The organism is Thiothrix winogradskyi, assembly GCF_021650935.1.
GTDB classification, from domain to species: Bacteria; Pseudomonadota; Gammaproteobacteria; order Thiotrichales; family Thiotrichaceae; genus Thiothrix; species Thiothrix winogradskyi.
Genome location: NZ_CP091244.1, coordinates 1,029,659 through 1,045,204 on the forward strand (window position 1 = coordinate 1,029,659; position 15,546 = coordinate 1,045,204).

Here is a 15,546-nt window from a genome sequence, read left to right on the forward strand (position 1 = left end):
TCAATACAACATCCCAAACAACCACAACGGAATCCGCCTGCCATCGCCGATGACCACATCATCGACCACAGCGTAGCCATCCGGGTGCTGGGCAAGCTGTTTGAGGGTTCTGCCCACGCCGCCAATTTCAAATACCCAGCGGTCATCCACGAGAAAATCGCCCTTGTCGTGGTAATGCACCTGATGCTGATAACCCAGTTGCGAGACAAAAAAACTTTCACGGAGTGAGCCGACATTGGGGCTAGCACACAGTGTGTAAAACAGGTTGGTGTTGTCCAGCAGCAGCTTATCCGGCTTGTTGACGGTACGCATTCCGCTGCCGCCGCGCACGCTATGCACCAGACTGCCCGCGCTCATGCTGTCGAGATAGCGCGAAAGCGTCGGCCAAGACGTACCCACCCCCGCGCTCAGTTTGGAAATGTTCAATTCCACCGGGTCAGTGCTGCACAGCATGTACAGCAGCTTTTTCAGCTTATCCAGTTTGTCGGGGGCGATGCTGTAGAGGCTGGCAAGGTCGGAATCAATCGTCAGGTTGATCACTTCCAGCAGCTTGCTGGTGTAATTATCCAGCGATTCGCGGTAGAACGGGTAAGCGCCGTAACGCAGGTATTTCTTGAACTGTTCAATCGGGCGCAGCGTTTGCATGACATTTGCCGCCAAGTTGGCGTGATTGGCGAGGATGTCGGGCAGGGCATAGGCCGCAAACTGTTGCCCGGTTTCGATTTCCATGAATTCACGCAATGACAGTACCGGCAGCTCATGCACCACCGCCCGCCGCGATAAATCCGCCAGTTCGTGTTCCAGCCGCAACGCCGACGAGCCGGAAAAGATCACCTGCAAATCAAAGGTATCACGGATCGCCTTGAGGTGAATGGCAAAGCCTTTGCGCTTGTGGATTTCGTCGATCAGCAGCAGTTGCCCGCCTTCTTGGTAAAAGGTTTGCGCTAGGGCATACAGATCCACATCCACCATCGCCGGGTGGTCGCACGCAATGTACAGGATGCGGGAGGCTTCCAAGCCGCAGCTTTGCGCGTGTTGCAGAAGTACGGTGGTCTTGCCACAACCGCGTGCGCCCTTGATGCCGATCAGTTGTTCGCCGAAGTCGATACGAGTGTGCAGGAAACGGCGGTATTCTGGTTGCCGTCGGGCAAGGATTAAGGCGGATGTCTGACGGAGGATGGGGGGATCATCGTCTGTGAAACCTGTTTTAGTGAAAAGTGGCTTTAGTCTAAAGTGTAGTTTAGAGCAAAAAGCGAGAATTATCACTTACGGATTATGCTGGGCGATGATCATTGTAATCTTCCCTTGCTAGGGCAGCAAAGAGGGCAACCGCCGGTTGCCCCTACAGGGAATCGACTTAGGGGCGACCGGCGGTCGCCCTCTTCAATAGTGGTTCATTAAGCAGCTAAACTGCTCAAGGTAAAATCGGTATGAATTTTCTGGTAAGGAATGCTCACACCCTTGTCATCCTGCTCAACGATACCCAGTTCTTTCAATGAATTAACGTCATCATGGATGCGATGCACATCCCGCTGGGTTTGCCGTGCTAATTCTCGCAGGCTGACTTTGCCCAGCCGTTGCAGCTTGCTGATCAGTTCCCAACGTTTGGGGGTGATAGCACGGAACAGGGCGGAAGGTGATTCAAACGTCAGGAATTCGCCCGCGTATTCGCCGGTTTTCCATGTGTTAACGAAACGCTGCTGCATTTCCTGCATGGCAGCATCTTCATCCAGAATGCGGATTGTCAGTGTTCTCATGCTTGCCTCCTCTGCTGTGCTTATGTTGTCAGTCATAGCAACAAATGACAGAAGGGTCAATTGAGGGCAGAAAATCCGTCGCCGCGATGCAGACCTAAAGACCAAAATTCCCACCTGACAAATGCTGGCATATACAGTTGCTGTTCGATGGGCTTAACATCGTCACTCCCCAGCAATTTATTAAGGAGGCGTTATGGGCGTAATCACCGTCAGATTGCCAGAAGACACCCACCAACGGGTCAAAACGCTGGCGTCATCCCGCAATATCAGCATCAACAAGCTGTACGAAGAATTCACCATCATGGCACTCACCCAGTTTGATGCTGAAAACCGCTTCAAGGCACTTGCCAGCCGGGGCAACAAACAGCGTGGGTTGGAGCTGCTGAAAAAACTGCAAAACCATTACGGGGATGCTGACTGAATTGACTTGATCATCTCTGGAGGGGATTTTCTTCGATTAGCCGGACAAAATCGCCGATAAACGGTATTATCAAGCCCATTGTAAAGTGAACAGGGCTTGCTCACATGACTAGGGTTTTCATCAGTTACAGCCACGATTCGGACGCACACCGCGAGTTTGTGCGCGGCATATCCGACCGTTTGCGTAAGGAAGGGCTGGATTGTCTGATTGACCTGTATGTGAACGGTTTTCCACCCGAAGGCTGGCAACGTTGGATGGAAAACCAGATCGAATCGGCTGATTTTGTGTTGCTGGTTTGCACCGAAACTTATTTGCGGCGTTACCGTGGACAGGAAACTGAGGGCGGGCGCGGCGTGACGTTTGAAGGCGTGGTCATCTCGCAAACGCTATACGATCACTATTACCGCAACACCAAGTTCATCCCGATGATTCCGACGCATGGCAGTCTGGATCATGTACCGCTAACACTGAAACCTTATTCAACGTATTGCCTGCCCAGTGATTACGACAAGTTGTACCGTGTGCTGACGGGGCAAGCTGAATACATTGCGCCGCCGCTGGGGGAAATCCGTTCCATGCCTGCGGCGAATGGACACACGCCGCCCTCCATCCACTCCGACCGCCTCCCCACCGTCAAAGGCGGCTTCTTCGGACGTACCGCCGAACTGCAACTCCTCAACACCGCATGGGCAAACACCACCACCCGCATCATCCAATTCATCGCCCCCGGCGGCACAGGCAAAACCAAGCTGCTGCGCCACTGGCTTGACCACACCACCGACATTCCGGTGCTGATTGCGTGGTCGTTCTATTCGCAAGGCGCAAGCGAAGACAAGCAGACTTCCGCCACGCCGTTTTTCAGCCATGCGTTTGCCAAGCTGGGTTCGACCCGCGAGCGGTTTGCGTCGGAGGAGGACAAGGGCGACCACCTCGCCGAGTTGCTGCACGGTAAACGCTACGTGCTGGTGCTGGATGGGCTGGAGCCGTTGCAACACGGCGGCGCGGCAATGCGCGGCGAACTCAAAGACAAAGCCATCCGCCAGTTGCTGCGCCAGCTTGCCCGCCATCCGTGCGGCTTGTGCATTATCACCACACGAATTGCGCTGCATGAACTCAGTGACCGCGACGCGCCTACTGTCATCCGCCACGATTTGCAAAACCTGACGGGGGCGGATGGCATCCAGTTGCTGCAATCGCTGGGGGTGACGGGCAGCGCGGCGGAACTGGGCAAGGCGGTGGGTGAATACGGCGGTCATGCGCTGGCGTTGAGTTTGCTGGGGAATGTGTTGCGGCTGCGGCATCAAGGCGATGTGCGCAAGCGTGATACGCTCAAGGCACTGGTCAAAGCAAAGGGCAATCAAGACAGCCGCCACGCCTTCAAGGTGATGCAGGCTTACGCAGAATGGTTTGCGGGCGAGCCTGAGCTGGCATTGCTGCACTTGTTGGGGCTGTTCGACCACCCCATCGGGCAAGACGTGCTGCAAATGCTGTGGGATGCGCAGATTCCACACCTGACCGCCGACATTGATGAAGATGAATGGCTGGAAGCCATCGCCAGTTTGCGCGAAGAACACCACCTGTTATCGCAGCATGACAGCGGCGGCGACCTCGACTGCCACCCGCTGATCCGCGAATACTTCGGCGGGCAACTGCAAACCCAACAGCCGCAAGCGTGGCAGCAGGCACATGAACGGCTGTACGAGTACTACAAAGCCCTGCCCAAGAACCCATTACCCGATACGCTGGAAGAAATGCAGCCGCTGTTCAGTGCGGTGGCGCATGGGTGTGCGGCGGGGTTGCATACAAAATCTTGGGAAGAGGTTTACTGGGCGCGAATCAAACGAGGAAATGAGCATTACATTGAAAAGAAGCTCGGTGCTTTCAGCGATAATTTGGCAACTATTTCACATTTCTTTTCAAAACCATGGAGGGTTCCAGCCTCAGATTTGAATAATCACAGGCAGGCTTTAATCCTAAACTTGGCAGGCTTCGGCTTACGTGCCTTGGGGCGGCTGCGTGAACTGGAGCCGATGCAGGCAAATTCCGATTACGATGTAAAGCATGAAAGGTGGCTTCAGGCAGCGCAAGCAACCAACAACCTCAGCGAACTGCAACTCACCCTCGGCGATGTGGCGCAAGCGGTGGAGAGCAGCGGCGCACGCAGCAGCCGCTACGCAGACCAGTCCGGGGATTGGCAATCACGCATGATGTTCCGCACCACCCACGCCGATGCCCTGCATCAGGCAGGGGACACCGCCGCCGCCCTTGCCCTGTTCCGGGAAGCGGAGCAACTCCAGCAGGAAAATCAGCCTTCGTACCCACGCCTGTATTCGCTGGGAGGTTTCCGCTACTGCGACCTGCTGCTGGCACAGGGCAGCACGGAGGAGGTGCTGGAGCGGTACGAACAATGGGTGGAATGGCGACAGGACGGTGATCCGCTGCTGGATAGATCATTGGAATATCTCACCCTCGGACGCGCCCATCTGCAACAACTCTTGCTCCCCTCTACCTCCGGGAGAGGGGCTGGGGGTGAGGGTCTTCACTGGCTGGAGCAGGCTGTCGCTGGTTTGCGTGCAGCAGGAACATTGCACAATTTACCGTGGGGTCTACTCGCCCGCGCTGCGCTGCACCGCCACACCCGCGACTTCGCCCGCGCCCGGCAGGACTTGCAGGAAGTGTTCGACATCGCCGACGGCAGCGGGATGCGGCTGCATTTGACGGATTATCATTTGGAGATGGCGCGGTTGTTGGTGGCGGAGGAGAAAGAGGGCGTATGCAATACGCCCCTACAGGGAACGGCAGACGTAGGGGCGTATTGCATACGCCCTCTTCAATACCACATCGCGGAAGCCGAACGTTTGATTGCGGCAACCGGCTACCACCGCCGCGACAAAGAACTGATGGAGTTACAAGCCGCCCTCACTTAATACACCAACTCCGCCCAACGCCCATCCGCCACCAGCCGGTTCTTCAACGCCTGCCAGTTCGCCGCCGAACCCGCCAATTCGCCCATCACCTTATCCAGCACCGCCACCTGTTTCTTCAACCCGGCAAGGTAAACGTAAGTGTTCGGCATCTGCATCATTACCCAGGTTTTCGCGCCGTTTTCCGCCAGACTCTTGCCCAGATTGCCGGACGCATCGCGCCACGCCTGCGGGTCAATCGCCTGATACGCCTCAAAGGTAGCCTGATCGTAATAGTTGGTAATGTCATTGTTCTGGTCGTTCATGTACAACGCATCCAGCCCGCTTTTCGCGCCGTAGAACAAGCGCACTTGCCCACGCCAGCCCTGTTCCTGCGCGTATACTGACTTGATCAAAGTACGGAAGGGCGCAATCCCCGTCCCCGTCCCAATCATCAACAAGTTGCTGGTGTTATCCGCAGGCACTTTGAACGCCGCCTTGTAAGGCCCGGTCAGGGTAATCTGCTTGCCCGGTGCGGCATCACACAGGTAGTTGGAGGCAATGCCGGGGTATTCTTCGCCCGACACCTCGTCGATGTAGGAACAACGCCGCACCAGAATCTCGATGTCAGAGCCTTCGCCATGCGGCTGTGCCGCTAACACGCTGTAATAGCGATGATGGAAGCGGTTGCCAAACGGATGTTTGCCTTCCACCAGCACGCCAATATTCTGCCCCGGCATCGCCCGGAACGCCGGGTCATGGATGGTCAATACCATCTCACGCACCTCATCCGTTTTGGTATCGGTAATGCGCTTGCTGGAGCGAACGATAGCGTCGCAGGTATTGCTGTAAGTCTGTTCGTTGGTATCCGTCATAAAATCCTCTCTCATTAATAGCGTTAAGACCCTCACCCCAACCCCTCTCCCAGAGGTAGAGGGGCTAAGAAAAACAATCTCTTACTCCCCCTCTACCTCTGGGAGAGGGGGCTGGGGGGTGAGGGTCTTTTCAATGTCCCCGGTTTTTGCACGCCTTCTTGCCACTGCACCCGCATGACGACCCACAGCCGCCGCCTTCTTCGCGTGGCGGGCCAAATTCCGGGTGGCGCAAGGCAAATTCTTTCACAATGCGTTGCACCACAATCCACGCGCCGAACAACACCGGAATCACCAGCATTGCAATCAGATAATCCCGCATTATTCCGCTCCCAGTCCTGCAAATCCCATAAACGCCAGTGACAACAAGCCACCCAGAATCAGGCTCAATGCCGCCCCTTGGGTCACGCTCGGCAACTTCGCCAAATCCAGCCGCTCACGCAGCCCCGCCATCAGCAGCAAGGCCAGAATGAACCCCGCGCCCGCACCCAGCGCATACGCCAGCGCTTGCATGAAGTTGTATTCCTTAAATGTCTGGAACAACGCCAGTCCCAGAATTGCGCAGTTGGTGGTAATCAGCGGCAAATAAATCCCCAGCGCACGAAACAATGCCGGGCTAAGTTTTTTCAGGGTCATTTCCACCAATTGCACGGCGGACGCAATCACCACGATGTAACTGATCAGGCGCAAATATTCGATATTGAACGCCACCAGCAATTCATTGAGGAAATACGCACACACCGAACTCACCAGCATCACGAACGAGGTTGCCAAGCCCATCGGCACTGCCGTATTCAGCTTGCCGGACACACCCAGAAACGGGCACAACCCCAAAAACATCGCCAGCACAAAGTTGTTCGCCAAAAAAGCGTTGAAAAAGATAAAAGTAATGCTGTCGGTACTACCCATGCGTGACACCCTCCGCCAAAGATTGTTTGCGTGTTTTCAGCCATTCAAAGAACAGCAACCAGCCGCCCAGCACCAAAAAGCCGCCCGGTGGCAATACCATCACCACCCACGGCTGGAACTGTTCACTAAACAGCGGCAAGCCAAACAGCGAACCACTGCCGAGGATTTCGCGCACTACGCCCAAGCACAGCAAAGCCAGCGTGAAACCCAGCCCCATGCCTGCCGCGTTTACCATCGACTTGACGGGTTTGTTGCGTGACGCACAAGCTTCCGCCCGCCCCAGAATAATGCAGTTCACCACAATCAACTGGATGAACGCCCCCAGCGCGTTGTAAACCTCCTGACTCAACGCCTGCATGGTGTAATCCACGATGGTCACAAAGGTCGAAATGATCACAATGTAAGTGGCAATGCGCACTTCCGACGGAATCAGGTTGCGGAACAACGACACCAGCAAACTCGATGCCACCAGCACGAATGCGGTTGCCAAGCCCATTGCCAGCGCATTGATCGCCGAGTTGGTGACAGCCAGCACCGGACACATGCCCAGCATCATCACGAATACCGGGTTTTCGCGCCACACGCCTTCGAGGAAAGTATCGACCGTAATCCGGTCATCCTGTTTGATCAGGCTCATGGTTGCGCTCCTTCGATTTGCGGCAATAGCGGTACGACCTTGGGCAGCACGTCTTGCGCACTGTTGTTCAAGCCCTTGGCAATGGCTTTGGAGGAAATGGTCGCGCCGCTGATGGCGTCGATTTCCCACGGGTTGTGTTTCGCGCCGTGCTTGACCGCCACAATCGCGTTTGCCAGCGCATCGCCCGCCGCATTCACCTTGGCTTCCAGCTTGTCGAAATTGGCGACAAAGTTCTTGTCAGTAATCACCTTGTCACCCAGCCCCGGCGTTTCGGTTTGCTTGATGACCTTGATGCCGGTAATGCACTCGCATTGCGGGTTATAAGCGTAAATGGTGTCCACCGAGCCGGAATAGCCCTGCGCACTGCCTTCAGCCGCCACGCCCACCAGTTTGCCTTGGGCATCGTAACCCGCGTACACATTCGTGCCTTTCATGCCGGGGACAGCTTCCAGCAATTCACCTTTTTCATTGATGATGAAATGCTTGTCAGCGGTTGCACCCTTGATCACTTCCAACACCGTTTTCTGGATAGCCAAACGTTTGTTTTCTTCAATCGCCGGTTTGGTGGCTTGAAACACTGTCACGATCAGGAAACCTGACAGCGCGGTTACAAACCCCAGCGTGGCGATCATCGCCGTGCTATTTCTGCCACTCATGCGGATTTCCTCCGTGCGCCAAACAGCCGTGGTTGTGTCCAGGTATCAATCAGCGGTGTCGCCGCATTGCCCAGCAAAATGGCGTACATAATGCCCTCCGACAAACTCCCGAACTGGCGAATGAGTACTGTGAGGAAGCCTATCAGCAAGCCGTAGATCATTACCCCTTTCGGTGTCAGTGGCGAACCTACCATGTCGGAAGCCATGAACATTGCCCCCAGCATCAGCCCGCCGGAAAACAGCATGAATACCGGGTCAGCGTATTTGTCCGGGTTAATCAGGTACAACACCCCAGACGTGACGACCACCCCGACGAAAATCCACGCCGGAATCTGCCAGTTCATCATCTTGCGGATCACCAGATACAGCCCACACACCAGAATCAGCAGCGCAGACGTTTCCCCCGCCGACCCCGCTACCGTACCCGTAAACAACTCCATCGGGCTGGTAGCAAGGTGCTGGAACTTGTGCAAACTCAGCGGCGTAGCTCCGGTAAATCCATCCACCGCCACCTGTTTCACCCACTCGGCGGTTTCCGGCGGCATCATGAACGGCGCAGTCAGGCTGGAAGGTACAAACTCGCTGAAACGCCCCGTGAAAAACGCCGGAGTCCAAGTGGTAATCGCCACCGGAAACGCGGCTTGCACAAACGCCCGCCCCACCAATGCCGGATTGAAGACGTTGTAACCAATCCCGCCAAACACCGCCTTGCCAATCGCAATCCCGGCAATCCCCGCCACCGCCGCCATCCACAGCGGGAAACCGGGTGGCAAGGTCAACGCCAATAAAATCCCGCTGATGGTGGACGACCAGTCGCTCAAGCTGCTGGGTTTATTACCCATCCAGTTGAAAAAGCGTTCCGTACCAAGGCAAGCCAGCGTGGTGACAATCACCAGTGCCAGCACGCTAATGCCGAACTGGTACACCGCGAACGCCACAATCGGCAGCAGCGCGTACACCACGTTGCGCATGATGGTTGGCACATCCTGCGGCTTTTTCACGTGCGGTGCTGTGTGCAGAACAATGTGTTTCTTGCTCATGCTTTCCCCTTCTGTTCACGGTTGACGGCTTTGGCAATGCGGAAATATTGCACCAGCGGGATATTCGATGGGCATACAAAGCTGCAACAGCCGCATTCAAAGCAACTGTTGAGGTGGAAATCGCTTTCCATCTCGGCGTAGTGGCGTTTGCCCGCCAGCCAGCCCATTTGCGCCGGGTTGAGGTGCATCGGGCAGGCATCCACACAGCGCGAACACTTGATGCAGGGGAACACGGCGGTATCGTTTTCACCTTCCAGAAAGGTGCGCTCCTGAAACACCAGCAAACCGGACGTGCCTTTGGTGATCGGCACATCCAGTGAAGGCAGCGACATTCCCATCATCGGCCCACCGAGGATCACTTTTTCGTGGTCGGCGGTAATGCCGAGTTGTTCAAGGATGAAGCGTACCGGTGTGCCAATCGGCATCAGGTAATTGCCTGCTTTGGCGACATTCGTACCAGTCACAGTGACGACGCGCTCAATCAGCCCTTCGCCTTTGGGTAACAGTTTGCCGAGTTGCGCCAGCGTGCCGACGTTGTTGACCACAATGCCGATGTCGATGGGCAAACCACCAGCGGGAACTTCCACACCCAGCAGCGATTTCAGCAGCATCTTTTCCGCGCCCTGTGGGTACTTGGTTTCCACCAGTTCCACTGTGATCGGGTCGTCGGGTTTCAAGGCGGCTTTTATCGCGGTGGCTGCATCGGCTTTGTTGTCTTCAATGCCTACGATGGCGCGTTTTGCTCCGGTAATGTGCAGCGCGTAACGGATGCCTTGCAGCAAATCCTGTGGCTGTTCCAGCATCACCCGATGGTCGCAGGTGAGGTAGGGTTCGCATTCGCAGCCGTTCACCACCAGCGTGTGCGCAGTTTTGCCGTGCGGAATGCGCAATTTGACGTGCGACGGGAACGCTGCCCCGCCCAACCCTGCCATGCCGGTGGCTTGCACCCGCTGGATCAGTTCGTCGTGATCCAGCGTTTCCGGCTCGACCGGATTGCCGTACAGCACGTACTGGGAAGAGGCTTTGTACACATCAATCACAATCGACAGCACTTTGGGGCCAGCCGCACTCGGCATCAGCCCAATGCTGCTGACCACACCCGTGGCAGGCGCGTGTACCGGGACGGACATAAAACCATCCGCCTCGGCAATGATTTGCCCGCGCAGCACTTCCTGCCCCACGTTGACCACGGGCTTGGCAGGTGCGCCGATGTGTTGTGCCACCGGCACAATCAGGCGCGGCGGAAACGCCAGCCGCTGGATCGCCTTCCCCTGCGTTGCGTCCTTGTGGTAACGCGGGTGAATGCCGTGCGAGAAGCGGCCTTTGCGAAATTTTTCAAACAGAGCAAGCATGGTGACTCCTCATCATTTCCCTGTATTTCCCGTAGGGGCGGTTCGCGAACCGCCCCTACGGGAAATACCCGAATTATTGGTATTTCGCTGCCCGCGCCACCAGCTTGTCCAAGCCAGCTTCGTTCGGGTTGGGCGGAGTCCCAGGGTGCAGGCAACCTGCCGTGCATTTCTCTGCCGCTTTCACGATGTCCTTGAACGAGCCGCCTTGTGGGTTGATCACAATGGCTTTCTTGGCATCGTTGTACGCAAAGATAGCCGAGTTGATATTGATGCACTCGTCACAGGCGGTACATTCCGGTGTTTCCACCCACACTGGCTCGAAACTGCCCGCGTTAGCCGCTGTACCCGCTGGAGACAATGCGCCGTTGCCACCGCTTGCCAGCAAACCCGCTGGAACACTACCCGCAGCCATGCCCATCAGGGTAGCGGTGAGCTGTTGTGCGACTTCGGCTTTGGCTTGCAGTTTGATCGCATCCAGATCCACAACCTGATCAACCCCAGTCAGTGACTTGAGCTGATGCCAGAAACCACGGCGTTCTTCGGTGGAAGCCACCAGTTCTTGCGCAACCAACACCCGCATCAGGCGGTTTTTGCCATCGACTGCCCAGATGTACGGGAACAGGCCGTCGCGTGCGTCTTCATCCAGTTCGATGAAGTCGTGCAACTGCACCATATTGTCGTTCCAGGTTTCCGGTGGGGCTTTGCGGAAGCTTTTGCGGAAACGGCCTTCGGTCAGGGCGAAATCGGCAAAGGTCATCGGCACTTTCATGCTGGCGGTTTTGCCTTTTTCGTCGGTGTATTCCAGCGTGTAAGTTGGCCAATCGGTGTCGATGGACGGGTTGCCTTCGATGCTGGCGCAGTCTTTCAGGGTTTCGCCTGCATCCGGGTCGAAGCGGAACAAGGGGTATGCACGCGATTCGACCGCCAGCTTGCTTTGCTGTTCGGCAGCGTCATCCGCCACACCGTGTTCGGGTTGGCACACCGCGTAGATATTGAACAGGGCTGGACGGCGGCTGTTCAAACCGTCGATAAAGCCTTCGATCATGTGGGTCATGTTGGAAATGGAGCTTTGCAGCACAAAGGACGTGCGATGCGCCATCCCGATCAGGCTCATTTCCTTGCGGATTTCGGTCTTGCCTTTCCACGCCTTGCCATACGGAGCCATGTCGGAAACCTGCCCGATAAAGCCGGAGGTACACGCTTGCCCGCCCGTGTTGGAATACACTTGCGTATCCAACACCAGCACCTTGATCGGCATTCCTGACATCAAGGCGCGGGATAGGTTCTGGAAGCCGATGTCGTACATTGCACCATCACCACCGACCGCCACCACTGGCGGGCACAAACGCCATTCCTCATCACTGAAGGCTTTCCAGTTGAAATAGGTGAGGAAGCTATCATGGTCAACCGGATCGTACTTGTCGGCAATGATCAGCTCGGCTTTACGGATGGCTTTGAAACCGTCCGCCATTTTCGCCATGTGGCCTTCAAAGATACCCATCGCCATCGACGGCGCGTCCTGGAACAAATGGTTTGCCCACGGGAACGGATACGGATTGAACGGGAAGGTGGATGCCCACACCGAGGTACAGCCCGTGGCGTTGATGATGCCCATTTCGGCGCGGCCTTGCTTGGTCTGGCCTTCGGTGTAACGCCATTTCAGGTTGCGCAGCGCGTCCAGCAGCTTGGTAATGTCTTTCAACCATTGCTGGTTGAGTGGCTGGGTCGGGCCATCTGCTTCCAGTGAATGGGAGAGGATACCCAGCGTCAGGTCGTGTTCCTTGTTGCCGTCGATAGCGGCGCGGAAGGCAGCCGTGTCGCCAAGGTTGATATTGTTCGCCAAGGTCATGCGCACCTTGGTTTCGAGCTGGTTGATCAGCGTGTCGATCTTTTCCAGATGGGCTTTGACACGCGGTTGCAGCAGGGCAGTCACGGTGGCGGTGAACAGGTGGATACTGGTCTTTTCGCCGCACCCCAGACACGCGCCGTCACCGGAGAGCATGGAATGGTAGTTGTGCTTGTCGAGCAGCAGGGTTTCGAGTGCGCCAACCTTTTCATCCAGATCGTCGATACGGTTGAATTCAGGCGCGGTGGTGGGCAATTCCAGCCAGAATTGCCATTCCTTGCGCATCCGTTCGACAGCTGATTCGGTTTGTGGGGCAGCAACCAAGGCTTGGTCGTCACAGACCTTGATACATTCCATACAGCCTTTACAGGTGTAAGGGTTGATGGTGATGGAGAACAGCCCGCCGCTGCCTGCCTGCTTTTTCTCGCGGGTGTTGTAGTAAGGCTTGGTAATGGCAAAGCGGAAGTCGCCGATGGTGGCGAGCAGGCGGCTGAATTCGCGTTCCAGACTTTCCTTTTCTTTGCCTTCCAGTTCAGATTCAGCCAGCAGTTCCAGCACCGCGTGGTCGATGAGCTGGTTGACGTTGGCGGCTTCGCCGTTTTGCTCAATCAGGTCGCGCAGCTTTTTCTCAACAGTGCGCACTTCACGGCGCAGGAAACGGGTCGGGTTGCCGCCGCGTTCGATGGTCATGATGGCGGAGTTAAATACGTCGCTGATGGAATTGACCAGACCGGGAATTGCGCTATCCGGGCACACGCTGTAGCAGTTGCCGCAAGCGGTACAGTTTTCTGGCTTGAATTCGGGGTATTCAAAACGGATTTGGGTCATGTCGCGGTAGAAACCCGTTGCCACTGGCATCAAGCCGGTTGCCATGTACGGGTCGGCGAGGTTGCCGCTGCCTTTGCCTTCGAGGTAGAAGCTGCCGGTTTGTTCCCAGAAACGGTGGATGTCGGACAAGCGTCCGTCGCCTTCTGGCAACTGTTTCAGCATGATGGGCAAGGAACTGGCTTGCTTGCGCACCGCTTCCGGGGTCAAACCGACGGTTTTTTCGGTGATTTCAATGATTTCATCGAAACCACGGCGTACCACTTTGAGGTTGTCTTCAACGACTCGTGCGCCTTTGCCGCCGAACTTGTCGCGTAATTGTTTTTCAATGGCATCAAACAGGGTGTCGCGGGTCATATTGTTCCGCGCCATCAACGGGGAAGCAGCGAAGAATGCGCCCTGGAAAGCGTTACCCTGCATACGGAATTGCAGTTCAGCGTTGGAAGCTTCTTCGCGGGCAATCTTGAAGCCGTCGATGTAGTACAGACGGATGCCGTGGTCAACGATGTATTTCTGTGCCTGACGCGGAATTTGCGCCCACACTTCTGCCGGTGAACCGAGGCTGCTCTGGATAATGAACACACCATCCTTGTCCAGCCCGTGCAATGGGTTGGAGTGCAGGAACACGTTCGGGTCGGGTGACAGCACCACGTCAACGAAATGGTATTCGCACGATAAACGGATCGGCTCAGGGGCAGCAGACAGGTAGTAGGTGGTCGGCTGACCTTTCTTTTCCGAACCGTATTTGGGGTTGGCTTTGATGTCGAAACCGAGCAGGTCGTACAAGGTCATCGCCAGGTTTTTGCCGGTGGTGATCGCACCCCAGCCGCCGACCGAGTGCATCCGCACCGTGATCGAACCTTTCGGCATCAGGTTGGGGTTTTCGCTGCCATACACCGACAAATCCTTGATTTGCGGGTAACGGGTCAGCAGGTCGTTGAAATAGACTTCCTGACGCGGGGATGCGGCATTGCGGTAGAAGTCGATACCCAGATAGAAGAAACGCTGGTTTTTGCCATTCGGCAGCATGTTTTCGATAGCACCGATAATGCCTTCCGGTTGCAAGTCGCGGCTACCCAAGCCGTAGCAGCCGGAGTACAGGGCTGGGGCTTCACCGCTTTTGTAGCTGGCATACAGCGGGTAAGGCAGTTCACCACGGGTAGCGAAACCGTTTTCCATGCTCTTGGTGAGGGAGGCGCGGACTTCACGCATCACGGGTAAATCTTCTGCCAGCGGCTGGTCGGTACGCTCCAGCACCACGCAGCCTTTCTTGCCTTTGAGTGCCTTGCTGATCAAATCGCCGGGGAAGGGGCGGTACATGGTGAGGTTAATCACGCCCACTTTGAGCTTGCGGGTATCACGCAGGTAATCGGCAACCGCTTCCGCCTGCACGATCATGCTGCCTTGCCCAAGGATTACGTAGTCCGCGTCATCGCAACGGTATTCGGCAATGCGCCCGTAGTAACGCCCGGTGAGGCTGGCGTATTCCGCCATCGCTTTTTCGGACAGGTCGCGGATGTGGTCGAAGAAATACGGGCGTTGCGCCGCCGTCGCTTGCATGTAAGCGTCCTGGTTTTGCACCGTACCCGCCACCATCGGGTTATCCACGCTCCACACTTCGGGGACGCGGCGGCGTTTCGGGCCGTAAATCATTTCTTGCGCTGGGGTCGGGCAGTCGATCATGTCGGCAGGGTTGCCGAGGAATTCCGCAATCAGTTCGCGTTCCGGCACTTGCAGCGGTTCGATCAAATGGGTGGTGAGGAAGCCGTCTTGCGCCACTGCCGCAGGCGTGAGGGAGAGTTCGGCAATCTTGCGCCCGATCAGGTTCAAGTCAGCCGCTTCTTGCGCATTCTTGGCGAAAATTTGGAAGAAACCGGTGTCGTCGATGCAGTGGTAGTCATCATGCCCGCAATGCACGTTGAGGCTGGCTTTGGTAATGGCGCGGCAACCAATGTTCAGCACGTAAGGCAGGCGTTTACCCACAGCGGCATATAAGGATTCGTGCATGAATGCCACGCCTTGTGCGGAGGAGAAGTTGGTGGCACGCAAGCCGGTCATGGACATCCCCGCAGTCACCGCCGCCGCCGCGTGTTCGGATTCCGGCTCAACGAAAATCAGCGGTTGCCCGGCGTTATTGACGTGACCTTTCGCCACTTCTTCCGCCCAGTATTCGCCCATTTGAGTGGAAGGGGTAATGGGGTACGCACCTGCTGCATCCGATGCTTCACGTTCGCACATAATGACGGCAGCGTTGCCATCCATTGCCATGCGTGTGCCGGGGTACTTGACGCTAGGTGGGGTAGTTTTTTTGAATCCGAACATATTGAC

General features: G+C 56.3%; 12 protein-coding genes. 2 read left to right on the forward strand and 10 right to left on the reverse strand.

Annotated features, from left to right (window positions below; all coding sequences use genetic code 11):
• Both L2Y54_RS05290 and L2Y54_RS05295 read right to left on the reverse strand, forming a co-directional pair.
• Positions 1 to 1,266, reverse strand: coding sequence for an ATP-binding protein (locus tag L2Y54_RS05290; protein WP_236500734.1), 1,266 nt, complete (start codon positions 1,264 to 1,266; stop codon positions 1 to 3).
• Between the two features lie 131 nt (positions 1,267 to 1,397).
• Positions 1,398 to 1,757 (reverse strand): HVO_A0114 family putative DNA-binding protein, encoded by a 360-nt coding sequence (locus tag L2Y54_RS05295; protein ID WP_210229624.1) that lies wholly within the window; start codon positions 1,755 to 1,757, stop codon positions 1,398 to 1,400.
• Between the two features lie 193 nt (positions 1,758 to 1,950).
• Between L2Y54_RS05295 and L2Y54_RS05300 the strand changes: the two genes are divergently transcribed.
• Together L2Y54_RS05300 and L2Y54_RS05305 are read left to right on the forward strand one after the other, a co-directional pair.
• The gene (locus L2Y54_RS05300; RefSeq protein ID WP_236500736.1) at positions 1,951 to 2,178 is read left to right on the forward strand and encodes a toxin-antitoxin system HicB family antitoxin; all 228 of its coding nucleotides are present in this window, start codon (positions 1,951 to 1,953) and stop codon (positions 2,176 to 2,178) included.
• A gap of 104 nt (positions 2,179 to 2,282) precedes the next feature.
• Positions 2,283 to 5,105 carry a toll/interleukin-1 receptor domain-containing protein gene (locus L2Y54_RS05305; protein WP_236500737.1) on the forward strand — a complete coding sequence of 941 codons (2,823 nt, stop codon included), beginning with the start codon at positions 2,283 to 2,285 and terminating at the stop codon, positions 5,103 to 5,105.
• Here L2Y54_RS05305 and L2Y54_RS05310 read toward each other — a convergent pair.
• The 8 genes from L2Y54_RS05310 to L2Y54_RS05345 form a co-directional block, all read right to left on the reverse strand.
• The gene (locus L2Y54_RS05310) at positions 5,102 to 5,956 is read right to left on the reverse strand and encodes a ferredoxin reductase domain-containing protein (protein WP_236500738.1); all 855 of its coding nucleotides are present in this window, start codon (positions 5,954 to 5,956) and stop codon (positions 5,102 to 5,104) included. The genes L2Y54_RS05305 and L2Y54_RS05310 overlap by 4 nt on opposite strands.
• 130 nt (positions 5,957 to 6,086) lie before the next feature.
• Complete coding sequence (locus L2Y54_RS05315) at positions 6,087 to 6,275, reverse strand: chemotaxis protein (protein WP_236500742.1); 189 nt, start codon at positions 6,273 to 6,275, stop codon at positions 6,087 to 6,089.
• Positions 6,275 to 6,862: an electron transport complex protein RnfA gene (locus L2Y54_RS05320; RefSeq protein ID WP_236500744.1), complete on the reverse strand. Its 588-nt coding sequence runs from the start codon at positions 6,860 to 6,862 to the stop codon at positions 6,275 to 6,277. The genes L2Y54_RS05315 and L2Y54_RS05320 overlap by 1 nt, the downstream gene beginning before the upstream one ends.
• Positions 6,855 to 7,499 carry an electron transport complex subunit RsxE gene (gene rsxE, locus L2Y54_RS05325; protein WP_236500745.1) on the reverse strand — a complete coding sequence of 215 codons (645 nt, stop codon included), beginning with the start codon at positions 7,497 to 7,499 and terminating at the stop codon, positions 6,855 to 6,857. Before rsxE ends, L2Y54_RS05320 begins: the two co-directional genes overlap by 8 nt.
• Complete coding sequence (locus L2Y54_RS05330) at positions 7,496 to 8,155, reverse strand: RnfABCDGE type electron transport complex subunit G (RefSeq protein ID WP_236500747.1); 660 nt, start codon at positions 8,153 to 8,155, stop codon at positions 7,496 to 7,498. Before L2Y54_RS05330 ends, rsxE begins: the two co-directional genes overlap by 4 nt.
• On the reverse strand, positions 8,152 to 9,195 hold the full coding sequence (locus L2Y54_RS05335; RefSeq protein ID WP_236500748.1) for an RnfABCDGE type electron transport complex subunit D: 1,044 nt from the start codon (positions 9,193 to 9,195) through the stop codon (positions 8,152 to 8,154). The genes L2Y54_RS05330 and L2Y54_RS05335 overlap by 4 nt, the downstream gene beginning before the upstream one ends.
• On the reverse strand, positions 9,192 to 10,547 hold the full coding sequence (gene rsxC, locus L2Y54_RS05340; protein WP_236500749.1) for an electron transport complex subunit RsxC: 1,356 nt from the start codon (positions 10,545 to 10,547) through the stop codon (positions 9,192 to 9,194). Before rsxC ends, L2Y54_RS05335 begins: the two co-directional genes overlap by 4 nt.
• A 73-nt stretch (positions 10,548 to 10,620) precedes the next feature.
• On the reverse strand, positions 10,621 to 15,540 hold the full coding sequence (locus L2Y54_RS05345) for a 2-oxoacid:acceptor oxidoreductase family protein (RefSeq protein WP_236500756.1): 4,920 nt from the start codon (positions 15,538 to 15,540) through the stop codon (positions 10,621 to 10,623).
• Between the last annotated feature and the right edge of the window lie 6 nt (positions 15,541 to 15,546).